General features: G+C 60.1%; 19 protein-coding genes, 1 tRNA gene and 1 pseudogene. 10 read left to right on the top strand and 11 right to left on the bottom strand.

The window, feature by feature from the left end:
- Positions 1-159: 159 nt before the first annotated feature.
- A complete protein-coding gene (locus tag NKJ80_RS07450; protein ID WP_352497337.1) occupies positions 160-1,503 on the bottom strand; it encodes a Ppx/GppA phosphatase family protein in 1,344 nt (447 codons plus the stop codon).
- Positions 1,504-1,852: 349 nt separating this feature from the next.
- Between NKJ80_RS07450 and NKJ80_RS07445 the strand changes: the two genes are divergently transcribed.
- Positions 1,853-2,800 carry a lysylphosphatidylglycerol synthase domain-containing protein gene (locus tag NKJ80_RS07445; RefSeq protein ID WP_023747698.1) on the top strand — a complete coding sequence of 316 codons (948 nt, stop codon included), beginning with the start codon at positions 1,853-1,855 and terminating at the stop codon, positions 2,798-2,800.
- A gap of 147 nt (positions 2,801-2,947) precedes the next feature.
- Positions 2,948-3,021: transfer RNA gene (locus NKJ80_RS07440), tRNA-Gln, on the top strand.
- 38 nt (positions 3,022-3,059) lie between these two features.
- On the opposite strand, the pseudogene NKJ80_RS07435 reads toward NKJ80_RS07440, so the two are convergent.
- From NKJ80_RS07435 to NKJ80_RS07405, 7 genes and pseudogenes are all read right to left on the bottom strand, one after another.
- Positions 3,060-4,248: pseudogene (locus NKJ80_RS07435) on the bottom strand (helix-turn-helix domain-containing protein).
- Positions 4,249-4,462: 214 nt separating this feature from the next.
- Positions 4,463-5,896 carry a M15 family metallopeptidase gene (locus NKJ80_RS07430; RefSeq protein ID WP_352497336.1) on the bottom strand — a complete coding sequence of 478 codons (1,434 nt, stop codon included), beginning with the start codon at positions 5,894-5,896 and terminating at the stop codon, positions 4,463-4,465.
- Positions 5,897-6,020: 124 nt separating this feature from the next.
- Positions 6,021-6,755 carry a hypothetical protein gene (locus tag NKJ80_RS07425; RefSeq protein ID WP_352497335.1) on the bottom strand — a complete coding sequence of 245 codons (735 nt, stop codon included), beginning with the start codon at positions 6,753-6,755 and terminating at the stop codon, positions 6,021-6,023.
- Positions 6,756-6,791: 36 nt separating this feature from the next.
- Positions 6,792-8,924, bottom strand: coding sequence for a hypothetical protein (locus NKJ80_RS07420; protein ID WP_352497334.1), 2,133 nt, complete (start codon positions 8,922-8,924; stop codon positions 6,792-6,794).
- A 154-nt stretch (positions 8,925-9,078) separates the two neighbouring features.
- A complete protein-coding gene (locus NKJ80_RS07415) occupies positions 9,079-9,681 on the bottom strand; it encodes a hypothetical protein (protein ID WP_352497333.1) in 603 nt (200 codons plus the stop codon).
- A gap of 83 nt (positions 9,682-9,764) precedes the next feature.
- Complete coding sequence (locus NKJ80_RS07410) at positions 9,765-10,412, bottom strand: acyl-homoserine-lactone synthase (RefSeq protein ID WP_352497332.1); 648 nt, start codon at positions 10,410-10,412, stop codon at positions 9,765-9,767.
- A gap of 83 nt (positions 10,413-10,495) precedes the next feature.
- Positions 10,496-11,218: a LuxR family transcriptional regulator gene (locus tag NKJ80_RS07405; RefSeq protein WP_023672561.1), complete on the bottom strand. Its 723-nt coding sequence runs from the start codon at positions 11,216-11,218 to the stop codon at positions 10,496-10,498.
- 362 nt (positions 11,219-11,580) lie between these two features.
- Between NKJ80_RS07405 and NKJ80_RS07400 the strand changes: the two genes are divergently transcribed.
- The 8 genes from NKJ80_RS07400 (at position 11,581) to NKJ80_RS07365 (ending at position 21,245) form a co-directional block, all read left to right on the top strand.
- On the top strand, positions 11,581-12,207 hold the full coding sequence (locus tag NKJ80_RS07400) for a hypothetical protein (protein ID WP_352497330.1): 627 nt from the start codon (positions 11,581-11,583) through the stop codon (positions 12,205-12,207).
- Between the two features lie 585 nt (positions 12,208-12,792).
- Positions 12,793-12,948 (top strand): hypothetical protein, encoded by a 156-nt coding sequence (locus NKJ80_RS07395; RefSeq protein WP_023698054.1) that lies wholly within the window; start codon positions 12,793-12,795, stop codon positions 12,946-12,948.
- A gap of 279 nt (positions 12,949-13,227) precedes the next feature.
- Positions 13,228-13,731 carry a hypothetical protein gene (locus NKJ80_RS07390; RefSeq protein ID WP_023698053.1) on the top strand — a complete coding sequence of 168 codons (504 nt, stop codon included), beginning with the start codon at positions 13,228-13,230 and terminating at the stop codon, positions 13,729-13,731.
- Positions 13,732-14,328: 597 nt separating this feature from the next.
- Entirely contained in the window at positions 14,329-17,670 is a 3,342-nt protein-coding gene (locus tag NKJ80_RS07385) for a M10 family metallopeptidase C-terminal domain-containing protein (RefSeq protein WP_352497329.1), read from the top strand.
- A 74-nt stretch (positions 17,671-17,744) separates the two neighbouring features.
- Positions 17,745-18,167: a hypothetical protein gene (locus NKJ80_RS07380; RefSeq protein WP_023682883.1), complete on the top strand. Its 423-nt coding sequence runs from the start codon at positions 17,745-17,747 to the stop codon at positions 18,165-18,167.
- Positions 18,168-18,202: 35 nt separating this feature from the next.
- Positions 18,203-19,939, top strand: a complete 1,737-nt coding sequence (locus NKJ80_RS07375) for a type I secretion system permease/ATPase (protein ID WP_023705801.1) — start codon at positions 18,203-18,205, stop codon at positions 19,937-19,939.
- On the top strand, positions 19,936-20,784 hold the full coding sequence (locus tag NKJ80_RS07370; RefSeq protein ID WP_352497328.1) for an HlyD family secretion protein: 849 nt from the start codon (positions 19,936-19,938) through the stop codon (positions 20,782-20,784). Before NKJ80_RS07375 ends, NKJ80_RS07370 begins: the two co-directional genes overlap by 4 nt.
- Positions 20,667-21,245, top strand: a complete 579-nt coding sequence (locus NKJ80_RS07365) for an HlyD family type I secretion periplasmic adaptor subunit (protein ID WP_352497348.1) — start codon at positions 20,667-20,669, stop codon at positions 21,243-21,245. The genes NKJ80_RS07370 and NKJ80_RS07365 overlap by 118 nt, the downstream gene beginning before the upstream one ends.
- 63 nt (positions 21,246-21,308) lie before the next feature.
- Here NKJ80_RS07365 and NKJ80_RS07360 read toward each other — a convergent pair whose 3' ends face one another.
- The 3 genes from NKJ80_RS07360 to NKJ80_RS07350 all read right to left on the bottom strand — a co-directional run bounded on the left by NKJ80_RS07360 (position 21,309) and on the right by NKJ80_RS07350 (position 23,727).
- A complete protein-coding gene (locus NKJ80_RS07360; RefSeq protein WP_023730527.1) occupies positions 21,309-22,742 on the bottom strand; it encodes an aldehyde dehydrogenase family protein in 1,434 nt (477 codons plus the stop codon).
- A 116-nt stretch (positions 22,743-22,858) separates the two neighbouring features.
- Positions 22,859-23,242: an ACT domain-containing protein gene (locus NKJ80_RS07355; RefSeq protein WP_023700600.1), complete on the bottom strand. Its 384-nt coding sequence runs from the start codon at positions 23,240-23,242 to the stop codon at positions 22,859-22,861.
- A gap of 23 nt (positions 23,243-23,265) precedes the next feature.
- Complete coding sequence (locus tag NKJ80_RS07350; RefSeq protein ID WP_023672550.1) at positions 23,266-23,727, bottom strand: GNAT family N-acetyltransferase; 462 nt, start codon at positions 23,725-23,727, stop codon at positions 23,266-23,268.
- Positions 23,728-23,800: the final 73 nt, after the last annotated feature.

Genomic DNA, 23,800 nt, shown 5'->3' with positions numbered 1-23,800 from the left:
CCCCGCGCGCGGCCCCCCCCCCACCCCCCCCCGCGGGGGTCCCTTACCGCGGGGTGCCCTAACCCGCGCCCCCCCACCCCAACCCCGCGCGGGGGGGGTGTGTGGGCCCCCCCCCCCCCCCCGGGGGTGGGGGTCGACCGTTCACCAAAGCAATGCGGATCATGCTCGGCCCCGCCCACTGTTGCGCCAGACGCCGTCATCGGCCATCAGCTCGCTCAAAATGCCTTCGCGTAAGCCCCGGTCGGCGACGCGCAGCCGCTCCGACGGCCACACCGCACGGATGGCTTCCAGGATAGCACAGCCGGCCAGCACCAGGTCGGCACGGTCGGCGCCGATGCACGGGTTGGCGCAGCGCTGCTGGAAATCCCAGCCGACCAGTTTTTCGACCATGCGGTCGACGCTGTCGCGGTCCATCCACAGCCCGTCGACGCGGCGCCGGTCGTAGCGTTCGAGGTCGAGATGGACGCCGGCCAGCGTCGTCACCGTGCCGGATGTGCCCAGCAGATGGAATTTCGGGCTGGCCAGCACATGGCTCAGCCGATCGCGGCCGTCGAACGACTTCAGCCGCACCGCGACATCCTCGACCATGGCGGCAAAGATTTCGCGCGTCACCGTGCGGCCGCCAAAGCGTTCGGCCAACGAGACAACGCCGACCGGCAGCGAGGTCCACGACACGATGTGGTTGGCAAGCCGCGGCGAACGCTGGCCGGTGAGGTCGATCAGCGCGATTTCGGACGAGCCGCCGCCAATGTCGAACAGCACCACGCCTTGCGTGTCGCGCTCGACCAGCGAGCCGCAGCCGGAGACAGCAAGCCGCGCTTCGGTCTGGCGGTCGATGATCTCGAGTTTCAAGCCGGCCTCGTGCTCGACGCGCTGCAGGAATTCGACGCCATTGTCGGCGGTGCGGCAGGCCTCGGTGGCGATCAGCCGGGCTTTTCGGATCTTGCGGTTGCGCAATTTGTCGCCGCAGATTTTCAGCGCCTCGACGGCGCGGTCCATCGCCGCCTGGCTCAGATGCCCATTGGCGGTCAGCCCCTCGCCCAGCCTGACGATGCGTGAGAAGGCGTCGATGACGCGGAACTGGCCATGGCGCTGCGGCACCGCGACCAAAAGCCGGCAATTGTTGGTGCCGAGATCGAGCGCGGCAAACACCGGCAGTTCCTGCATCGGCGGACGATGCATTGGCTGTTCCGGTCGGGATTGTGGCGCCGAGGGCAAAGGCACCGGCGCTGGAGCGGCCGGGCCGACGGAGGCCGGCGCACCAACCGCTGCGGCCGTTGCGAGAGGGCTGTCGTCGCGCGCAAAAACCTTGCGCCCACGCCGGCGCTTGCGCCGCTTTCTCGCCTTGCCTCGCTGATGCTGGGCTTCGCCGGCCTGTCCGTTACCGGACTGAGGCCCCGCCTGGCGGGGCCGCCCGGCGGATGGGCTTGGCCCGCCTGACGGCGGCGAAGCCCTGGACACGCCCACTTCCGGCGCGCCAGCGCCGGTGTCGTGGTCTTCCACTTCAGTTCCTTCCGGCGCCGCGCGAACCGGAAAACCGGACGCAGCAGGCGCTTCAATCTTTTAAGTTGCCGCCAGAGTAGCAGCGCCGGACCGGATCACCAAGAGCAAGGGCTCAATTTTTGCCGGCTGCGTCCTGCCAGGTCCCCGCTGCTTTGCAGCGTCCCGGCGTTCGCTAGCCTTTCTTCGTGCCACTGGCACGATGAATTCGCCGTTGGCGAACCGGCTGCTCACCCTTGCCGGTTGAATAGCCGGCTTCGATGAGGCATTTCTGAAATGAGGGGGAATTGGTGAATCGCGGACGTTTTAACGCCCGCCTGGGCGATGGGCAGCAACACATGACGACAACTCCATGAATTGGGGGGCCACGAATTGGAAGCGCTATCTGTGGCCGGTCATCGGTGTCGCGGCGGTCATCGGGTCGCTGTTGTTGCTGTGGCATGAACTGCGCGGCATCTCGATCGACGATGTCTGGGACGGCATATCCGCCATCCCGACGCGCGGCTGGATGCTTGCGGCACTGAGCTCGGTGGTCGCCTATGCCTCGCTCGCCGGCTATGACCACATCGCGCTCTTGCATATCGGCAGACGAGTGTCGTGGCTGTTCGTCACCTTCTGCTCCTTCACCACCTACGCGCTGTCGCACAATATCGGCGGCTCGGTGTTTTCGGGCGCCGTGATCCGCTACCGCGCCTACGGCACCAGGGGGCTGACCGGCCAGGATGTCGGCATTCTGGTGGCGATCTGCTGGATCACCTTCGTGCTCTCCAGCATTCTGGTCGGCGGCCTGGTGCTGGTGTTCGAGCCTGCGATCATCGACCGCTTTTCCGGAGCGCCGCACCACGGGCTGGCGATCGCCGCCGGCATCGCTTTGCTGATCCTGGTCGGCGCCTACATCTTCGGCAGTTGGCTGCATCTGAAGCCGCTGAAAATCGCGGGCTTCCAGTTGCACTACCCGGCGCTGCCGATCGTGGCGCGGCAATTGCTGATCGGCCCGATCGAGCTTCTGGCGGCGGCGGCGATCATCTTCTTTGCCCTGCCCGTTGCCGGCAATCCCGGCTATTTCGTCATCCTCGGCGTGTTCCTGGTCTCGTTCTCGGTGGCGCAGATCTCGCATGCGCCGGGCGGGCTCGGCGTGTTCGAGGTCGTGTTCCTCGCCGGCCTGTCTGATATGGACCCGGTCGGCGTGCTGGCGGCACTTCTGGTGTTCCGGCTGTTCTACCTGATCATCCCGCTGCTGATCGCGCTTGGCGTGGTGCTGTTCTTCGAGCATTCGCAATACAGCCGGACGGAGAGCTGAGGATCATTGGGTGCGGCGCGCCACCCGGGCGTAATTGCCCCTATGAAACGCTGTGATTGAAACGCAGCTTAGGCTTGACTATTTTCCGGCGGCGGCTACAAGGCACGCGCGGCTGCTCCGGCGGCCCACCAGCGCGACAGCGCCTGCTGGGGAATAGGTTAACGGTAGACCCACGGACTCTGACTCCGTTAGTCCTGGTTCGAATCCAGGTTCCCCAGCCAAATGTCTCCTGGTCCATTCCGGACACATAGGTTACGGTTTATATCGGAGACATGGGTAACACTTTTGGCCCGAAGGGGTTTTGGAGTGGTTCGAGCCTGCATGTCTCATCATCGAAGTAGCCCAAATCATAATCCATGAAGGATGCCAGCCAGATATGGTCCTCGACCTGTTTGATGCCGACGGTCTGGCCGGCAAAGACGAGGCTGAGGTTGATCTTCTTGCGATTGTAGCAGATGCGGCCGCAGGTGGTGACGGTGACGGCCTTGTCGTGAAACGGATAATCGAGATCCGGCAGGCCGGCAATAGATGCGCGGTGACGGCGTGTAGCGCTCGGCTGGACAGGCCATGTCGAGCGCCTGATGTGGGCGTTCTGAGTTGAACTCATTGATGAAGTCATCGAACCTGGCCTGCTGCTGCAGGAAATTGGCGCCAGCCGGTTTGGTGGTTTCCTTCTTGAGAGTCAGGTGCATGCGCTCATGGCGCCCGTTCTGCTGCGGACAGCCCGGCTGGATGCGCTCGATGTCGATGCCCAGGCGCAGCCACCAGACCGACAGTTTGCTGAGATTGAACAGCGCGTTTGGGCTGGCAAAGGGAACGCCGTTGTCGGTCCTGATGGCGCTGGGCAGGCCGAACTCTTTGAAAACGCTCTCGAACACCGTGAAGGCATAGGCTTCCTTGGTAGTCGACAACGCCTCGCAGGCGATGAGATAGCGGCTGGCGAAGTCGGTGATCGTCAGCGGGTAGCAATAGCGCCGATCGGCGAGCATGAACTCGCCTTTGTAGTCGGCACACCACAGATCGTTGGGCCGATAGCCGTTTGAAAGTGGTGTTCCCATCGCCCTGTTGCGCCTTCGCTTGCGGCGCTCGACCAGGCCATGGCGGTCGAGAACCGCATGCACCGTCGAGATCGCAGGCCGGTGAACGTCAGGATACAGCCGGGCCAACCGTTCGCGTATCTTTGGCGCACCCCAGGTCGGCTTGTCTTGCTTGAGGCGCACAATCAGCTTCTCGATTTGAAACGGAAGCTGATTGGCGTGGCGGTAGGGTCGGCGTGATCGATCCGTCAGCCCCTCAAGGCCACTGTCATTGTAGCGTGTGAGGATCTTGTAGCCGGTCTTGCGCGAGATATCGAACTCACGGCAAAGCACCGATATCTTCTCGCCGTCCAGCAGCCGGGCAATGAACTTCAGCCGCTCTTCCATGACGTTACACTCCTTCCAAGGCACCTTGCTCTCCTTGCAAAGGGCCGAAAGTGTAACCCATGTCTCCGGAATGAACTGTCACCCATCTCTCGGGAAGGGCACCTGACTTTGAGTCGGACTGTCTTTTCCAATGATGCTTTTTCGTAGCCTCCTTGGTGCGCGAGAGTTCCTCGAATTCGATGAATTAAACCAGCAGGGGATTGAGCCAAAGGCGGTACTCTGGTCTCGCTAAACTAGGCTACGCGGGAACTGCCAAGGCGCGCCTTCCTCTTTCAAGGGCATCCACAAAGCGGTCCAGCCCATGGACACCACCATTCACCGCGCGTCTCGCTTCCCTAAGGTCGTTATTTGCAAGTGCCCGCCTCACACGCTGCTCATGGTTTTTCAGAAACTGCGCTAATATCAATCCGGCTGTAGCAGGGGCATTTGCAAGTTCTGGACTGGTTACAAGTCCGACCCCGATTGCATCTCCAATTGTCTGGTAGTTGGCCCTACCGGTCAATTGTACGTAGCCCCGCCCTCGAAAGAGTGGCCCGTCGCCTGCAAAAATATTGCCGAGATCGGCACGCCCCTCATACCGATCAAATGGCGTTGAAATTGTATTGAATCTACTCCGCCCTTCGCTTATCGGAACGAACCCTTCGGTTTCCGCACGAATTGTAGCAAGTGCCATCAAAACCATTTCCGAGTCAGTCAAGTCAATCCTCACAAGTCCCTGAAGGACAAATGGCAGGTTGGCAGCAATGTTCGACTTGGGCGTCACTGGGAACATTTTCGTGACAAGATCGGGGGTGAATTTGTCGACTGAATCGGTCGCGCCAACATTCTGAGCAGGAACAACAACGCCCTCGTTGCCGCCCTGCTGCAAGAAGCTGGTAAGCACGAAGCCATCGGCGACACCATCCGACTGCAGGTCTACCATCGACCAGTCGCCTTGTTGAAGCAGTACTGCGACCGTCGTGCCGAACGGCAACACCTTGACGATTGTCGCAGTTTGAGTTGGGCCTGAGCGCAAGCGAAGGCCGTTGCGCGCATTGACAATACATGCGCCAGCGCTGAGTGGTTGCGCGTTTGGCAGATTTGCATCGCCTTCGCCGAAGCCGCCGACAATTGCGTGGCCAGCAGCCGCGCCTGCGACGGTTGCCGTATCGATCCCGACAGCCAGGTCCTGTGGCGACAGGTCGATTTGAAAATGCATGCAATCCTTGCGATCTTCAAAGCGGCCACCCCACAGGAAAACTCGCTCGCCAGATTTGGTGCAGATGGCGGTAACGTCATCGATCATGGCCGAACTCATGTCGGTATCGGCTTTCCCAGCACGCACGTCGCCTGCGCGTTCATCTTGCGTTAGCTTCTGCGAAAACCGGACACTGCGTACTCCGCCATGGTCAATGTAAGGATTGGTAGTCCAGTTCACATCAAGCGCGATTCCAAATGAGTGCAGGCTCTTCGCCGTGCCACCTGTAATCGCCCGGCAATTGTAGCTGTCGGTGTCTTGAACCCTGATAATGTAGTCGTGATGTGCCATTACCGTTGCAAGCGCCTGGAAAGCCTCAGCCGTCGGGGGCGCTATCCGGATTTTGTCGGGACCGAACGGCACCACCACCATGGTCGTTTCGGAGCATTGGAACGACTGCCACTTCTGGCGAAGCTGCGCGGTGTTCAAGATCATTGTAAAATCTCCACGATCGCAATGGAAACGACGATCCCTGTGAGCAGGTCCAGCGTCGTTCCTTGATGAAGAACAAAAGCGTGACGCAACGAACCGTCATTCCACGCGGCTAATGACCTGCTGTTCAGCCACTTGCATTTGCAGCAAGCTCGGCATCCGATTTTGGTTTGTTATCGGGCGCTTTGGCGTCGTCCGCCGCGCCCCTTTCCTCTTCATCCGGCTCTTGTTCGCTCGGAGGATCCTGGACTGCCGGCTGATCTGCGGCAGCTTTCTGCGCAAGCAGCCGGGTCGCGTCCGCCTGAGCTTCGAGCGCCTTTGTTGGATCGCCCGATGACCTCGTTCCAAAATAGAAGCTGGATATCGATGTAACCAAGGTTCCGACAAGTATTAGAAGCTGCTTCGCAAAATCGACCCCCGCCGCTGAAGATTCCGTCCTGACCCAAACGCGATATGTACCTTTGTCGGTCAAGACCGAGATCACGTCCCCACCCGGGTGCATTTGTGTCACCTGATCCTTCTGACCTTCACTGAGGCCATCCAGTGCGGTCAGTTGACCAGAAGAGATACTGCCGAAGAGATAGATCGCGAGAATTGCAAATAGCACGATGAGCATGAGAGCGATGACCGCTCGTATTGATCCCTCCGGGAGGGCCAAAGCTTGCGTTTTGTCCTGGAGATCGAACGATGCGTAGAGGACTGACATCGACGCCAGAAGGCAAAGCATGACAACGACAGCTCCAACCACCAGCATTGGCAGGCCAACGACGACAGAAATATCAGATTTTATCAGAAAATAACTCGCCGCCAAAATCAGTATAAGGACGAGAGATGCAAGAAGTCCGATCATTATGGAACGCATTGCTTACTCCTGTTGTCCATAGACTATTATTGGAGATTATGGTTGGACGAAATCCATATTTCTATTGATTCGAGATAGACGGATGACGACTCCACCCCTCTTTGGATCCGGGAACAATACCTCGAGATCTCCATTATCAAGCATATCCTCTACGAGGATCGGCGCTTGCCTCATCCGTTCCAGCCGACGTCTGTTGATTGCCGGGTCTTCCTTGTCAGCTTTGGAGTCGCTTGGCATAAGGTCGGCGAGCGGCAAGGTTGGCCCAAGATGAACTGCTCCCGCACACCTTCCGTCCGCTCCGATTGTGAAAAGGGCCAGTTGGAGCGAATAGTTTTCGCCCTGCAGCTCCTTCGAAAAAATGCGCGACAACACAATTGTCTCGCTCCCGTCTCTCCCGCCGATGCCAATTGGCGGCCGGACCAGCCAATCACCGGGAAGATCCGGCGCGCAACTCGTTGAGTCGGCAATTATCGATGGGAGAACGCCATTTTCGTCGCCATCCGCCAGCGGCGGCAGATGCCATTGGCGGACCAGCAAGCGTTGCTTGCCTGCCTTATCGACATTTCGGAGGCTGACCAGGCTCGGGTGTGATGTTGTCCGCCCTGCCACGATGAGAGGCTCATCCGATTCTTCAAGATCGGCGAGCTCCACCGTTCCACGGGAACGGCCTGTGTAGTCTTTAGGCGCATCGCCCTTATGGGATATGCCCATACGCCTCAAACTGGCACTCGATTCGTAGTCGGCGTCTCTACGCAGCCAGACGAGGACAGGCTGTCGATCGCTGGTTGTGAGGATGAGAGGATGGGAAACGAAGTTCCGATATCGGTTGTTGTCTTGCTGCTTCTTCCCTGGAACCTCGGGTGAGAACCGATCCGTTACACGAAGAGGTTCCTGCTGCTGTAACTTCTGACCGCTGGTGGTACTGATCGAAATATCACGAAAACAAAGGCTGTTGGCGCCTTCAAGGCAACTGTGAGTCTGCAACGCGGATAACAGAAGCGTATCATCTTTGATTCGACCATAGTAGGCCGGTACGAGTTCTGAGGTTTCGATGTCATCGTAGTGCTTAGGCATTCCAAGAAATACGGTCAACATGGACGTCGTCTTGGTGTTGCATGGCTTGCCTTCGTCGGCCATCGCATCAGGCATTGCGGACAGATACAAACACTTCCAGTCGTTTGTCGAAGCACGGCGTGGCGCGATCGCCAGTATTCTGCCTCCGGTTACCTCAAGGCTACGTCTCTGCCACCAGACGAACCAGTCCTCATCTCGACCATTGTGCCGCGATCGCACGATGAATGGCGCGCCGACCAAATAAGCGGGATCTCCCGGAATGACGGCGATCAGCTCAAACCGCCCGTTGTCGGCAGCTCTGGAGACAAACGCTCCAGATGGCCTGATCGAAAATTTGTAAACGGCCTTTCCCTTGCTTTGCCCCTCCGTACCGTCAGGTGCATCTGCCACGCGATAGACTGCATATGAACCCGATCGGACCGGGTAGGGGTCATATTCGAAATAGGTTGAGGCATGATCGTCAACCACGATCCCATCTTCCGCAGCTGGCGTCTCGCCTTTGGCACGATACGAACGGAAAGAATCACCACCACCTACTCTTACGCCAAGCGTTACTAGGCGGGCATCTCTGATGCATTTACTCCTTTCCTCATCAGTAGGATCGTCAGATGCTTTATCAATAAATAGGCAAAGTCGAAATGCCTGTTCTTGCAGCATGAAATCACAGTCTGCCTGAGCGTAGCCGTAAGTAGCGCTACCGTGCCGATAGCAATAATCATGCGTTGCACAGGCTTGGCGCATCTGGAGTCCGATTGGCTCCCATCCTGCTTCCTGCGGAAAGGCGCGGCGAGCCAGTTGCGGCGGTAGACTACAACTCAGTCCTTCGCCTCGCCCGCCAATGATTTGGATGTCTTCCGATGAATAGGAGACCTGCCCCGTGGTTTCCGGCATTTCATGCGCAACAGGCATCACAGCATTGGCCAACACTCTGTCCGCAACCAGATGTGCAAAAAAATCAAGGCGATAGGTAAATATAATTGCAGCAGCCACCACCATAAAACCAATAAACGTAACTATTCTAAAAAGATATTTTATTAGCACCCAGGACAAATTGTGCCTTGCTTCCATTTTATGAGCTGAACTCTTAGTGGACATTGAACTCTACCTGTAGGTATCGGCTTCAATATTTCCTGCTTCAAATATTTCCTGGTTGGACGGCTCGCTTGCCGCAGATCCGTTTCCTCACAGCCTGTTTCGTATGCCCGCCCTTATAACAGTGACCAGTTTTTAGGAGAATCTCTTGAATAACTCAGCATGGCCCTGGCTCGACTACATACTGGGATTCAGGAAAGATCTTTACCAGAGCGCCGCCTCCACCAAGCTTCTGAACCTGGTCATCGGTCATGTTCAAGCAGAACCCATTGCTATTATCTTCTATTTTGTATTTCGGCACTTCCGTATTTTCCACATCCGGCGGAACTTGTAACCCAGGTATAGTTCCCTTTATGACGTCGCCCCAGAAGCCGCTCGCTACCTTTCGTCCCTTTCCACTCGTCAATTCCTCGGCGAAAACTTGAGTAACTAATAGGTTCCAACTGCTGGATTGAGGTGATATGGGGCTTTTTTCACCAAGTGACGCCCCGCTGAGAACGGAAGTAACCAACGCCGGTGCGGCAATTCCAATCTGTATTAGGGCCAATGAGTTTAGGACATCGCTATTCACGGCAGCCATTATTCCGCCGAGCACAAACAGCGCTACAACTCGGATCATGTAACCAACGCACATTCCTTCGGAGAGACCGTCGTGATCTATCAAGTAAGCGAACGCAGCAACGTCGACAGTGACCAAAGTCGCAACAATAGGAAGCAACCCTCCAACGCCTCCGATTAAGAATCGAGCAAACTTGGACATCTCACAACTCCATGCTCCACAGCCGACTAAACGCCAACGTGTACCTGCTCCATCATTTACGACAGATCGAACCCCTGAACGGCCTAGGCAAATTTCCGAGCATTTTCGACGAACAATGGCCCTGTTCCACGCCGGACCAACAGCGAATGATCGATGCGCAGAATCTTCCGCACACTCGCCAGCGCTGCCTCATTCACGTCGATATAAGCAACGATGTACCATTCGCCGTTTTCTTCCCTGGCCATGCCCATCGGCTCGGCCCGCCACTTCAGCGCGCCATGGTGGGGCATGAAGTAGGTTTCCTGGACGCCGCCGACGGCGTTAAGGCCTTCATCGAGTGCGTATTCCATCACCGCGCAGCAGAGCTGCGTCAGTGTACCCCTCAGCCCGGTTGAGCGCTTGTCGGGAACGACGAAGGTGCGCGTCCATTCGGCCCAATCGGGACGCCGCGGGACGCCCGATTTTTCGCACATGTGAGGAAAGACCTCCGAGACCATGTGCGGCTCGCTTGTTGGGATCAGCCGAGCCGAAGTCACCACGCGACCGTCTTCGATACCCAGCAGATAAGTCGCTGCGTCCGTATCGAATTGGTCTAGCTCTCGACCATCCGGGCTCGGAGGGCGCCATCTTTTTTGATGCACGAAAAAGTCGTGACGTCGGCGCAAAAACTCATCAAATTCGTTTTCATATAGATGTTTGTTCTGCGCATTGACGACATGAGCAGTTATCATAGCGCGATCCCCCGACCGTTCTCGGAGGAATAGTTGCAGTCATGCTAAAGTACGTCACCTGTCCGATCGGACAGTTGACGACATTAAGGGTGAATCAAACGCCTGCGCACTGCTTCAACGACTGCTTGCGTGGTTGTAGCGACGCCAAAAGCCTCGCGAGCCCGCGTCGAGTGCCATTTGACAGTCCGCTCGGTCAAACCAAGAATCTGGGATGTTTCCGACGAAGTCTTGCCGGCCGCCGCCCACAAAAGTACTTCCTTCTCCCGATCGGTCAGCAGACCTTCGTCGCCGCCATCGTCATTGGATAAGGCCTGGATCGACATGCCGGCATAGACCGCCATCGTCACCAGTTGGACCTGTTGTCGTGGCGAGAGCGTGCAGGATTTCGCGGATGAGGCAAACGACAGCACGGATTGCCAATGGTGAACGCTGAGCATGGGCACGGCAAAGCCGCTTGAAATGCCGAACTCCGTCGCTTCGCCGGCAACGCGTCGGGAGCCTGCCGTGCCGGACCATTTTGCCGGCACATCGGCCCAAAGAAATGGCTTCAACGTCTTCGCCGAATAGATGCAAACGCCGTCGACAGCGGCATGCTCGGCCTCGACATAGCGTTCAAACCAGCCCTCGGGCCAACCGTTCAACTCAACCATCGGAGCCAGCTTCTGCCCACCGAGCGGCACACCGCTCAGGATAAGGTGCTCGAAGCCGAGATTCCTCACGGTTTCGAGCAGGTCACCCAGAAGCGGACCTGTCGACGTGTGCCTCCTGCAGCGTTCGACAAAGTCGAACACGTCTGAATCGATCATGACAGAGGCCCCACCTCCAAGCCGTAATATACTACGAATTTATACGATAAATTAGATATTTTGATATGAAAATAAGCATGGCCGAAGCAGAGTTCTTCTGAACACGGAGCTCAGGCTACGACTCAGGGCAGTTGCCGCAGCAGAACATGCCTGCTGCCCTTCAAAGTCCGTCCACACGCATTGAGTTGGCGCTGCCGCAGCGCTATTGGGTTGCAACAGTCCCGTTGTCCCGAAACCAAGCGGTCATGGCGACTTCCTACCCATTACGACACCAGCGCGCCTTGCGAAGCGAAAAAATTGGTGGCGCGCTGGCGCGTGCCACTGGCTAAGCTTCGTGAAAGATTCCCGCACGAGGCCGCTTCATGCCCACCGATAGCCAGTACATTCTCGAACGCATCAGGCAGGGATGCGTGACGCTTGCCGAGGACGCGTTCGTCATCGACAGGTTAGTCAAGTATGTCGGCAACGGCAGGATCCGCTGGCATGTCGAATTGCGTAGGCACCGCATCGAACTGACGACCGGCCAGATCAAGAAGCAGCCGACCTTTCGCAGGAAAATCCTCGAACAGGCTGGCGTGCTGCCGCCGCAGCGTACCGGGGCCGACTACCGGCGATGGGCTCTCGATCTGAGGCGGAACGCCATCGAGCTTCCCTGGCGGGACAGGCCGGTCGATTCCGGTTTTGCCATCGACAGGCTGACCAGCCACGGCGATGGGCGCTGGACGGTGGAATACCAGGGCAAGGCGATAAAATTCACGACGACCAAACTGCGCAGGCAGCTCAGCTTCCGTAAACGCATGCTGGCCAAAGCCAAGGTGCTGCCGCCCGAACTGGCCCCAGCCGCTTATCGAAAGTGGATGGGCTGGCTTATTCAAAACGCCACTGAGGCGGCACCACAGGCCGGCGAAATCTTGATGACGGAGAAAAGCTGGCTGGACGACCTGCCGGAGCTGGCCGGCTGGCAAGATGAGGCGCCGCCCGAGAATTGATTGGGTTCCAATGATGTCATGCGCCGCTGGCGTGCGATCCGGTCGACGCTGTTGGGCACTTCACGTAAACAAGCTAAGATCGGTCCCGGCAGGGAGGACTTATGCAATGGCCGAACGAGAGGACAGAGATATCAGGGAATCGCGCCGCATCCTCCGGGACATCAAGCAACAGAACGGCCCGGCAGGCTTTAGTCGTCTCCCTTACGAGGACCGGTGCTTAGCCTGAGCGAGAAATATCCTGATCAGATCGTACGGTATTGGCCAGTTGGCCTTATCGTTGTCTTTGGACTCCTCGCCCTGTTGATCTATTTCGCCTAGCGCAGTGGGCATTGCCCTCGGTGCGCTTTGACGAGGTTCCTCGGCATCCCAACGCGGATCTATCCGCATTTAACTAATGTAGACAATCCTCACGGAGAACGTTCTCCCGGCTGGTGAGCAGTGTGGAATGGACTAACCTTGTGGATGAGGATGAGCTTCCGGCACCCAGCCGATCAGGCCGCTGGCGCACAATAGCTTTGGCGGCACTCCAAATCGTCCCACCGGTCATTTCGGTGGGATGCGCCATCATGGCCGGCTATTTCACCTATGGCTTCAAACAACAAGCCGCCCGCGGACATGGCCGCTTTGGCCGTGTCGATCATGAAATCCGGCGATGCCTCTCCGGAACTGCGCGATTGGGCAGCGGACGTTCTGGGGATACAGACCGATATCGGAATGCCTGCCAAAACTGCCCAGCAATAATCGCCTACCCGCCTCATATTCCTCCGGCGGCAATTTGGTCGCCGCCCAAATCAGCGGCCGGCGCCGCTCATTCAAGAGATGGCCTGAGGAGGCGCCGGCCAGGCGGGCATTGGGGTACCCGCCGACGCTACATTAGCATTCACGCATAGATTTGGTATGGCGCGAACGCGGAAGTGCCTTCACAGCAGCATTACCGCAATTTTTCCCAAGACCAGGAACCCGCAACGGTGCAAGGGTTGGAACGCCCAGCGTTTCGGCGCGGCTTGCCTGGAGACAATCATGGCGACGTTTCTTACCGCTCTCGCATCCGAAGGTCCGCCAGCCGACCGGCCGAAAGACATGGACCTGTATGGATGGTTGATCGGCAGTTGGGACATGGAGACGCTCCACCACCGCAACGACGGCACAATTCAGAAATGGGATGGCGAGTGTCACTTTGGTTGGGTGCTCGAAGGCCGCGCCATTCAGGACATCTGGATCAGGCCCAGGCGCCCTGCCCCGTCCACCATGTATGGCACGACCTTGCGCGTCTTCGATCCCGGGATCGGTGGCTGGCACATTATCTGGAGCGATCCGCTCAACCAGGATTACTCGCGCCAGATCGGGCGGGCCGAAGGCAAGGACATCGTCCAGATGGGCGCCGACTCGCGCGGCCTGCAGGCGCGGTGGCGGTTCACCGAGATCACCGCCGACAGCTTTCACTGGATCGGCGAGGAGAGACGCGCGGAGAGCGACCCCTGGCGCGTGACCTATGAACATTTCGCCCGCCGGGCGGGTTTCTGAAGCACGCCTGCGCGTTCCGCCCTCGTGCCCTTGCGCAACGCTCGATCATTTTCCCAACCGGCGCGATAACCCTCGTCCCGGTCGACGCCCCCGGCGAGAGCACGAAGGCGGTGGTCCCGCCGCCTGCCCCGCCCGCGAAAGGCAACAGCGCGCATACCGGCGTTTGAGCGAAAGACGGAAGCTTACTCCGCCGCTTTCGTAGCCTGCGATGCCCCTGATCGAGAGGAAATCCTCGAGCCTGTATCCGGCGTATTCGGCCGTTGCCGGATTGCTTTGCGCCGCCCGACCGGCAGCCTGCGCCAGCCGGGATGGTTGATGCAGACATTGTGGTGCGCATGGCGGGCGAGGTACGACCATAGATTAGCGATAGCTCAATTAACACCAAACGAGTATCTCAAAACCCGCCGGTACAAGCGCGCCCAAGAACCTTCATATGTACTGAGCGCGAACAGAGGCTAGACAAGCGAAGATTCCAATAGCATTGTTGGCACTGGGACGGGGCTCGACCGGCAAGCGCAGAGGATGCTTGTCGGTGGTTGGCAACTGCTAAACCGTACAGCCGTAATTGCCACGGCTGCGAGACCAAGGAGCCCAAGGATGCCGAACCCAAGCCAAACCAGCGATCAATGGTGGGTCAACGACCAGACGCCGGACAACCCGTACGGCAAAAGCGAAGATTACGGAGCCTTCCTCACCTATCTTGGAGCGCTGGACCGGTCGATAACGCCGGCGATCGCGGCGGGAACGCTGAGGATCAATGTCTCCGAGCTCAATGACCATCCCGAATACAAGGCCGCCGCGATCGGCGCCTTGCAGATGTGGGCCAGTGTCACCCCGTTGAAGTTCGAAATCGTCGACAATGCACCATACAACAGCGCAACGGACTGGATGCAGGTTGTCAGCCCCGAACTGGGCCAAGAGGACGACGGCAGCGCCTATTCCAACGACCGCTATGTCAGCATCGGCCAGCGTTTCCACGACACCGAGGTCAACAAGACGGATATTGGCGGCTATGTCTTCGATTCCTTCATCCATGAATTCGGTCATGAGTTCGGGCTGAACCATCCCGGGCTCTACAATTACAGCGGCCCAGGCGGCGTACAGATCAATTACCTGAACAATGCGACCTGGACCTACGACCGTCAGCAATACAGCGTCATGTCCTATTTCGACGGGATCGATGTCGGTGAAACCAGCCGCTGGTCGGCGTCAACGCCGATGATGGCCGACATCGAGGCTGTCATCCGCCGCTTTTTCTCGACCGTCGACGAGAACGGCGTGCGCACCTATCAGCATATCGATCTCAACACGGGCGACAACGTCTACGGCTTCGGCAGTGCCGTGGACGGCTACCGGCTGACCTCCTCGGGCATGCAGCACGATATCGGTTTTGTCATCCATGACACCGGAGGAACCGACACGATCGACTTCTCCGGCTCGACGGCCGGCACGATCCTCGATCTGCGCGCCGGGCAGTTCTCCAGCGTCAACGGCCATAGCAACAATGTGTCGATCTTTGCCGGGCACAACGCCGACGGCACGGACTATTACATCGAGAACGGCATCGGCAGCAGCTATGACGACGTCCTGATCGGCAATGACGGAGCCAACGTGCTGGATGGCCGCGGCGGCGGCGACCGCATGGCCGGCAATGGCGGCGACGACACCTACTTCGTCGATTCTCTCGACGACATCGTGCGCGAGGAAGCGAATGGCGGGAATGACACGGTCGTTCTGCTGAACCGGAACTTGAATATCCGGAAAATCGCCAACGTCGAACACATCATCTACGCCGACGAGTCGACACTCCAGCCTGGAGACGGCGGCACCGAAACCGCACCGACCATCGGCGACAACACGATGACCAGCGTCATCTTCGGCGACAATGGCAACAATACGCTCGACGGCGGCGCCGGCGACGACACGATCTTCGGCCAGGGCGGCGATGACCTCATCATCGGCGGCCGCGACTCGCTCGCCAGCCGCGACATCAACAACACCATCGATGTCGCCGACCTTCCAGACCAGACCGAGAGCGACGACGGCAATGACACGCTCTATGGCGGCCGCGGCAACGATACGATCCTCGGCGGCCAAGGCAACGACATCCTCGACGGCGGCGACGGCGACGATACGCTGAGCGGCCAGGATGGCGTCGATATATTCAGGGGCGGCGCCGGCGTCGACACGGTAGACTTCAGCAAGGAGAGCCCCTTCCAACTGCTCGTCAACCTCGAGACGAACGTTGCCAATGGCGGCACCGCCACCGGCGACACCTTCTACAGCATCGAAAACCTGATCGGCTCCGATGACCGCATCGACCGTTTCATCGGTACGTCGGCGGCAAATCATTTCTGGGGCCGGGGCGGCGGCGACTATTTCAACGGCGGCGGCGGCAACGACATACTGAATGGCGGCAATGACGGCGACATCCTGTACGGTGAAGCCGGCAACGACACGATCATCGGCGGCGCCGGCCAGGACTATCTGGATGGCGGCGCCGGCATTGATACGGTCGTCTACGAAGGCAGTTCCGCCGGCGTGACGATCGACCTCGCCAATGGCACGGCCAATGGCGGCGACGGCGATGGCCCGGTGCAGATCGTCGGGCGCGGCACCGTTATCCGGCACGACATCCTGGTCGGCTTCGAAAACGCCGTCGGGTCGTTCTTTGACGACCATCTCATCGGCAACGCCCAGGCCAACAAACTTTCCGGCGGCGCCGGCAACGACACGCTGACCGGCGGTGGCGGCGCCGATATATTGAATGGCGGCGCCGGCAGCGACACGGCGGACTACGCCGACGCGGCCAGCGGGCAAAACCTCAAACTGGGTGGCGGCAAATCCGGCGGCGACACCTATATCTCGATCGAAAATCTGGCTGGCTCGGGCTTCAACGATCACCTGACCGGCGATGGCGCGGCCAATGTGCTGACCGGCCAGGGCGGCGCCGACAAGATCGACGGCGGCGGCGGCGATGACACCCTGCTCGGCGATTTCGCCTATCAGGGCGATGCTCCGCCACGCCCGGGCATGGGCACCGGCTACGCCACGCTCGGACCGGACGCGACCAACAATTCGGTCTCGACCGCCTTCGACATCTCGAACAACTTCTCGCTGACCGCCGACCCCGACATCTTCGATTCGACGACCACCCTTCACACCACCGTCAATGCCACCGGAAACGGCTTGGGCGGATATTACAGCATCAACCTGGCGGCCGGCACGATCATCACCATCGACATCGATGGCATTGCCGACCCCAATGTCCATGACAGCATCGTCAGGGTGCTGGACAGCGATGGCAATATCGTCGCCCAGAACGACGATGGCGGCAACGACCCCGGCTCCAACAACGGCCGCGATTCGAGCACCAGCTTCATCGTTCAGGAAACCGGAACCTACTATATTGTGGAGGGCGAATGGTCGGACTCGGCTCCTGGCGATGGCTGGGTCGAATCCGTGCCGGAGGGCTCGACTTACAAGCTGAACGTGTCGGTCGAATTCCCGCCGGCACCAGCTCAGCCGGGCGTTGCGGGCGCCGATACGCTCAACGGCGGCGGCGGCAGCGACCTTTTGGATGGCGGGCTGGCTGCCGATACGCTGACCGGCGGCGCCGGCGACGACTATTTCCGCTTCTCGACAGAACTCGGGAACGGCAATATCGACTGGATCAAGGACTTCAAGGTCGCCGACGATACGATCCTGCTGGACAACCTCATCTTTGCCAGCGTTGGCGGCGACGGCGCCCTCGCTTTGGGCTCATTCTACAAGAGCGCAGCCGGTGCTGCTCATGATGCCGACGACCGCATCATCTACGACACCGACAGTGGAATATTGTCTTACGACGCCGATGGTTCCGGACAGGGAGCAGCCGTTCAGTTTGCACACCTGAACACAAATCTGGATCTTTCGGCTGCAGACTTCATTGTCATCTAACGCGTTGCCGGGGGAGGGGTGCCGTCAGGCTCCCCTCCCGCATACCCCAGCGCAGTGAAAAGGGAGAGGACGCGATGACCGACCGCCGCACAGTGTTAATGGCCGCCGGAGTTGCGGCAGTCGCCGCGGCCACCGGGGCAGCGGCAGCGCAATCGCCAGATATTCGCGCGCCAGATATTCGCGCAACAGATATTCGCGGCGCCGTCACCTTTGTGGGCGGCAAGGCTATCCCGGAAGGTCATCTTGAGATCTATCTTGAGGATCCCGCCATTCAGGACAGTGGGCGACGCCGCGCCGCCAAAACCAGCCTCAAGAGCGAGGGCGGCTCAAAGACCATAGAATTTTCCTTGCCCCTGCCCGCAAGCTCGACCGCTTCACCAACGCTGCAGGTCGTTGCGCGCCTGGAGCGTGCGGACGGCTGGCTGGTGGCGCGGGGCAGCGCGCAGTTCCAGGCCGGCTTGCCCGTCCATGTCACACTCAAGGCAGTTATCTATTGAAGGGACGAGATGCCATATCCTGATTGCGAGCCTGCATGCAGCTGACGCCATCGACGCCGCTTACGCTGGTCGGAATCCTGGCGTCCTTTCGACGTGCGTTTTCGGGCATCGTCCTGATGAGCGGGGTCGTCAACGTGCTGACCCTGACCGGCTCGTTCTTCATGTTGCAAGTCTATGACCGCGTCGTTCCGGGTCGCAGCGTGCCGACGCTGGTCGGCCTGGCGGTGCTTGCGGGAACATTGTTCGTGTTTCAGGGAGTGCTGGAGCTGATCCGCTCTCGCCTCATGGTGCGGCTGGGACAGGGGTTGGACGCAAAGCTGAGCCCGTCGGTCTATTCGGCGCTGATGCGCCTGCCGCTGCGCGCCAAGCCTTCCGGCGACGGGCTGCAACCCCTACGGGATCTCGATCAGGTCCGCTCCTTTATCGGCAGTGCCGGACCGACCGCTTTGTTCGACCTGCCATGGATGCCGCTCTACATCGGCATCTGTTTCATTTTTCATTTCTGGATCGGCGTTACCGCGCTTGCCGGCGCCGTTGTCCTGTTTGCACTGACGCTTCTGGCCGAATTCCGGACCCGCGGCCCGACAAGGATCGCCGGACAGCACGCGGCCGTTCGCAGCACGTTGGCCGAGGCGACAAGGCGCAATGCCGAAGCCATGCAGGCCATGGGTTTTGGCGGGCGTATCGCCGAGCGGTGGTCTGCCGTCAATGCCGAGTACCTGAACGCCCATGCGGCGGCCAGCGATGTCGCGGGAACGCTTGGCACGATTTCCAAGATCCTGCGGTTGATGCTGCAATCGGCAATGCTGGCGATCGGCGCTTATCTGGTCATCAAGCAAGAGGCGACCGGCGGCATCATGATCGCAAGCTCGATCATGATGGGCAGGGCGCTGGCTCCGATCGAACTGGCGATAGCGCATTGGAAGGGTTTCATTTCGGCGCGGCAAAGCTGGGCACGCCTGAAGCAGCTTCTGTCCGCGCTGCCGGAAGGCGCAACCGGCGTGACCCTGCCCGCGCCTGTCAGCGCGCTGGCGGTCGAGAATGTCAGTGTCGCGCCGCCGGGCGAACGCACGCCGGTGGTGTGGGATGCAAGTTTTTCACTGGCCAAGGGAGCAGGCCTGGGGGTCATCGGCCCGAGTGCTTCCGGCAAATCATCGCTGGTGCGTACGCTTGCAGGTGTCTGGCTGCCGGCGCGCGGCGCCGTGCGGCTGGACGGAGCGACGCTTGACCAGTGGCCGGCCGACGAGTTGGGCAAACATATCGGCTACCTGCCGCAGGATGTGCAGTTGTTCGACGGCACGATTGCGCAGAACATCGCCCGCTTCGACCCGGATGCGTCATCCGACATGGTGCTTGCGGCAGCCAAGGCCGCCGGCGTGCATGATCTCGTCGTGCATCTGGCCGACGGTTACGACACGAAGGTTGGCGAAGCCGGCGCCTCGCTGTCGGCGGGGCAACGGCAGCGTGTCGCCCTTGCCCGCTCTCTCTATGGCGATCCGTTCATGGTCATCCTGGACGAGCCGAATTCCAATCTCGACTCGGAGGGTGAAGTGGCCTTGTCCGCAGCGATCCAGGGCATCAGGGACCGCGGCGGCATCGTTATCGTCGTCGCGCACCGGTCCAGTGTGCTGGCCAATGTCGATACGGTGCTGGTGATGGCCAATGGCCATGTGCAGGCCTTCGGTCCGAAGGACGAGGTGCTGAACAAGGTCTTCCGATCGGCAGCGCCGCTCAAGGTCGTTGCCGCCACGGAGCGAGGCGTTCCGGCATGAGCGAGGACAGAAGCGCTTTGCATCACCGGCAGGTCCGCCGCTATCTCGTGGCTGGCGTTGCTACCTGTCTGCTGCTTGTCGGAGGTGTTGGCGGCCTGGCGGCAGTGACCAAGATGTCGGGTGCGGTGATCGCAGCTGGCCGGCTGGTGGTCGATTCCAATGTAAAGAAGGTTCAGCATCCGACGGGCGGCGTGGTCGGCGAGATCAGGGTGCGTGAAGGCGACCGGGTCAAGGCGGGCGATATTCTGGTGCGGCTGGACGAGACGACAACGCGCGCCAATCTGGCGATCGTCTCAAAAGGTCTGGATGAGTTTTATGCACGGTTGGCGCGCCTGGAGGCGGAGCGTGACGGCAAGGACACGATCAGCTTTCCGGACGTTTTAACATCGCGGCGCGACGAAGCCGGTGTCGCCGCATCGATGGCCGGAGAACAATCGCTGTTCGATTTCCGGCACCAGGCGCGATCCGGCCAGCGATCTCAATTGCGCGAACGGATCGCCCAGTTGACGCAGGAGACCGCCGGCCTGACCGAGCAGCGGCAGGCGAAACGCCGCGAGATCGAGCTGATAGGGATCGAGCTGGAAGGGGTGCGGTCGCTCTGGCGTCGCAAGCTGATAGGGATCGAGCGGATGACGGCGCTGGAACGGGACGCGGTGCGGCTCGAAGGCGAGCATGGCCAGTTGACCGCCGGAATTGCCCAGGTGAAGGCAAGGCGTCCGAGATCGAACTGCAGATTATCCAGATCGACCAGGACCTTCGCAGCGAGGTCGCAACCGACTTACGCGAAACCCAAGGGAAGATCTCCGAGTTCGTCGAACGCAAGGTGGCGGCCGAGGACCAGTTGAAGCGCATCGATCTGCGCAGCCCGCAGGATGGCGTGGTGCTGCAGTTGGCCGTGCATACGATCGGCGGGGTGATCACCCCCGGCGAACAGGTGATGCAGATCGTACCGGTGACGGACGACCTGACCGTTGAAGCGCATATCGCACCGCAGGATATCGACCAGGTGACGATGGGCCAGAATGCGATTTTGCGCCTGTCGGCCTTCAATCGGCAAACCACGCCGGAGCTGACCGGGACGCTGTCGCGGATCTCGGCGGATCTCACCATCGAAGAGCGCACCGGAGCAGCCTTCTATGTGGCGCGGGTGACGCTGCCCAAAACCGAGGTCGCCAAGCTGCGCGGGCTGGCGCTGGCGCCAGGCATGCCGGCCGAAGTGTTCTTCCCGACGGGCGACCGGACGATGCTTTCCTATCTGGTGAAGCCGCTGTCGGATCAGATCCAGAAAGCTTTCCGGGAAGAGTGAAGCCGCACCTTTGAGAGCTGAAGCCTCGGGACCGGCTGGTTGCCGGTCCCCAAGGGGTAGCCCCTACTCCGCTGCCTTATACCCCGCGATGCCCTTGATCTCGAGGAAATCCTCCAGCCCGTATTCGGCGTATTCGCGGCCGTTGCCGGATTGCTTGTAGCCGCCGAATGGCAGGCCGGCGTCCCATTGCGGATAGTTGATGTAGACAGTGCCGGTGCGCATGCGGGCGGCGACTTCGCGGGCCTTCTCGATATCCTTGGCCTGGATGTAGGACGCCAGCCCATAGACAGTGTCGTTGGCGGTGCCGATCGCCTCTTCCACTGTGTCGTAAGGCATGATCGCCAGCACCGGCCCGAAGATTTCCTCGCGCGCGATGCGCATGTCTGATGTGACGTCGGCGAACACGGTGGGGCGGACATAGTAGCCGCGGTTGAGCTCGGCCGGACGCCCCGGTCCACCCGCGACCAGCGTGGCGCCTTCATCTATGCCGGCCTGGATCAGGTCCTGGATCTTGTCGAACTGGATCTGGCTGACCACCGGGCCGAGCTTGGTGCCGGCCGCATCGGCCGGGCCGACGGTCAATTTTTCGGCCGCCGTCTTGGCGTAGCCGGTCGCCTCGTCATGGCGGTCGCGCGGCACGAACATGCGGGTCGGCGCGTTGCAGGACTGGCCCGAGTTGCTGAAGCAGCCGGCGACGCCCTTGCTGACGGCCTTTTCGAGATCGACATCGGGAAACAGGATGTTGGCCGACTTGCCGCCGAGTTCCTGATGCACGCGCTTGACCGTGTCGGCGGCCGCCTTGGCGACCAGGATGCCGGCGCGGGTCGACCCGGTGAACGACATCATGTCGACATCGGGATGGCTGGACAGCGCCTGGCCGACGCCCGGGCCGTCGCCGTTGACGAGGTTGAAGACGCCCTTGGGAACGCCTGCCTCGTCGATGATTTCGGCAAAGATGATGGCGTCGAGCGGGGCGATTTCCGAGGGCTTCAGAACCATGGTGCAGCCGGCGGCAAGGGCGGGGCCGACCTTGCAGGTGATCTGGTTCAGCGGCCAGTTCCACGGCGTGATCAGGCCGACGACCCCGATCGGCTCCTTGACGATCAGCGACGAGCCCTTGACGTGGCGGAATTCGAACGACTTCAGCACCTCGGCCATCTTCCGCAGATGTGCCAGGCCAATGCCGACCTGGCTGTCGAGTGCCATCTGGCGCGGCGCGCCCATCTCGCGCGATACGGCCAGCGCCAGATCGGCGCTGCGCTTCTTGTAGACCTCGATTATGCGGTTGAGGATATCGAGGCGCTCCTCGACCGAAGTGAAGCCGAATGTCTCGAAGGCGCGCTTGGCGACCGCAACCGCCTTGTCGACATCGGCCTTTGAGCCGAGCGAAATCTGCGCGAAAGCATCTTCGTTTGACGGGTCGATGACGTCGAGTGTGCTGGGCACGACAGGATCGACCCACACGCCGTCGATATAGAACTGCAGATTGTGTGACACGGGCTTCTCCTCGGGGGATTTCTGAATTGATGGGGGCGATCGCCGGATCGTCGTATCGGGGATAACGATGGGGCAAGAGCGATGTCAAACGCAAGGGCGGGCGATTGAGCCTACGGCTACAGAAGCGTGTGCCCCGCCGCGACCAGAAGCCCCCTTGCCGCGGCTTCATCCTTGGCTTTGACGAGCAGATGGTCACCATCGAAGGTGGATACCAGAAAAATGCCGAGTTCGTTTTCCGACAATGGTTTTATCACCGACAGGACGATGCCTGTTTCGTCGAAGGCAAAGGGACCTTGGAGTTTCAGGGCGACCCAGTCCCTGTCATGCTTCACCCCGTCCGGCACCCGATCCTGCAGGCAGACAACCGAAAGCTCGTCGTCGGTCCTGGTAATGCTGACGAAGCCCGGCCCGTCCGCCCAGCCGGGAATGCTGTCTTTTGCTTCGAGGCGCGAAACGGCATACCGCCCCGAGAGCGGCTTCAACCGGACCCTGACTGCCATCCGATCCTCCCTGTTATCGGCCATTACCCCAGTTTCTTGCTCATATAGACCGTGATGCCGTTCATGAACGGCTCCTCCCGGTCGATCGTATAGCCATGCCGTTTGTACAACAACACATTGGCCATGAAGGCGCCATTGGTCAGCAGGCGCAGCTCGAAGCAACTGGCCTCTAGCGCCTTCTGCTCCGCCCGTTCCAGCAGCAGCCGGCCGATTCCCCTGCCCTGCGCCTCTGGCGCGACGCAGACATTCTCGATCCAGAGATGATCGTCGGCCAGCATGGTCTCGATCATGCCGACGATGCGGCCATTTTCGATGGCGAGATCGAACGGATGTTCGGCGACCGCCTTGTCATAGTCGGCGCGCATCGGCAGCGGCTCGCGGCCGATCAGAGGCACCCATTTGGCATAGGCGGCACGCACAATGTCCTTGATGGCAGCAGCGTCCGCCGGTTGGGCCGGCCGAAACAGGATGGAAGAATTGGACATGGCAAAGGCTCCAGACATGAAAACCCCGCCGGCAGACGTCGCGGGCGGGGCTGGAACGAACGAACCGGAATTT

Source organism: Mesorhizobium sp. M0030 (assembly GCF_040323695.1).
GTDB lineage: Bacteria > Pseudomonadota > Alphaproteobacteria > Rhizobiales > Rhizobiaceae > Mesorhizobium.
Note: the sequence above shows the minus strand (reverse complement) of the source record. Positions and strands in the feature narration are given on the sequence as shown.

Coding starts and splice junctions, on each gene's coding strand:
- NKJ80_RS07445 (WP_023747698.1), top strand. CDS start 1,853: ATGAATTGGGGGGCCACGAATTGGAAGCGCTATCTGTGGCCGGTCATC.
- NKJ80_RS07430 (WP_352497336.1), bottom strand. CDS start 5,896: ATGATCTTGAACACCGCGCAGCTTCGCCAGAAGTGGCAGTCGTTCCAA.
- NKJ80_RS07425 (WP_352497335.1), bottom strand. CDS start 6,755: ATGCGTTCCATAATGATCGGACTTCTTGCATCTCTCGTCCTTATACTG.
- NKJ80_RS07420 (WP_352497334.1), bottom strand. CDS start 8,924: ATGTCCACTAAGAGTTCAGCTCATAAAATGGAAGCAAGGCACAATTTG.
- NKJ80_RS07415 (WP_352497333.1), bottom strand. CDS start 9,681: ATGTCCAAGTTTGCTCGATTCTTAATCGGAGGCGTTGGAGGGTTGCTT.
- NKJ80_RS07410 (WP_352497332.1), bottom strand. CDS start 10,412: ATGATAACTGCTCATGTCGTCAATGCGCAGAACAAACATCTATATGAA.
- NKJ80_RS07405 (WP_023672561.1), bottom strand. CDS start 11,218: ATGATCGATTCAGACGTGTTCGACTTTGTCGAACGCTGCAGGAGGCAC.
- NKJ80_RS07400 (WP_352497330.1), top strand. CDS start 11,581: ATGCCCACCGATAGCCAGTACATTCTCGAACGCATCAGGCAGGGATGC.
- NKJ80_RS07395 (WP_023698054.1), top strand. CDS start 12,793: ATGGCTTCAAACAACAAGCCGCCCGCGGACATGGCCGCTTTGGCCGTG.
- NKJ80_RS07390 (WP_023698053.1), top strand. CDS start 13,228: ATGGCGACGTTTCTTACCGCTCTCGCATCCGAAGGTCCGCCAGCCGAC.
- NKJ80_RS07385 (WP_352497329.1), top strand. CDS start 14,329: ATGCCGAACCCAAGCCAAACCAGCGATCAATGGTGGGTCAACGACCAG.
- NKJ80_RS07380 (WP_023682883.1), top strand. CDS start 17,745: ATGACCGACCGCCGCACAGTGTTAATGGCCGCCGGAGTTGCGGCAGTC.
- NKJ80_RS07375 (WP_023705801.1), top strand. CDS start 18,203: ATGCAGCTGACGCCATCGACGCCGCTTACGCTGGTCGGAATCCTGGCG.
- NKJ80_RS07370 (WP_352497328.1), top strand. CDS start 19,936: ATGAGCGAGGACAGAAGCGCTTTGCATCACCGGCAGGTCCGCCGCTAT.
- NKJ80_RS07355 (WP_023700600.1), bottom strand. CDS start 23,242: ATGGCAGTCAGGGTCCGGTTGAAGCCGCTCTCGGGGCGGTATGCCGTT.
- NKJ80_RS07350 (WP_023672550.1), bottom strand. CDS start 23,727: ATGTCCAATTCTTCCATCCTGTTTCGGCCGGCCCAACCGGCGGACGCT.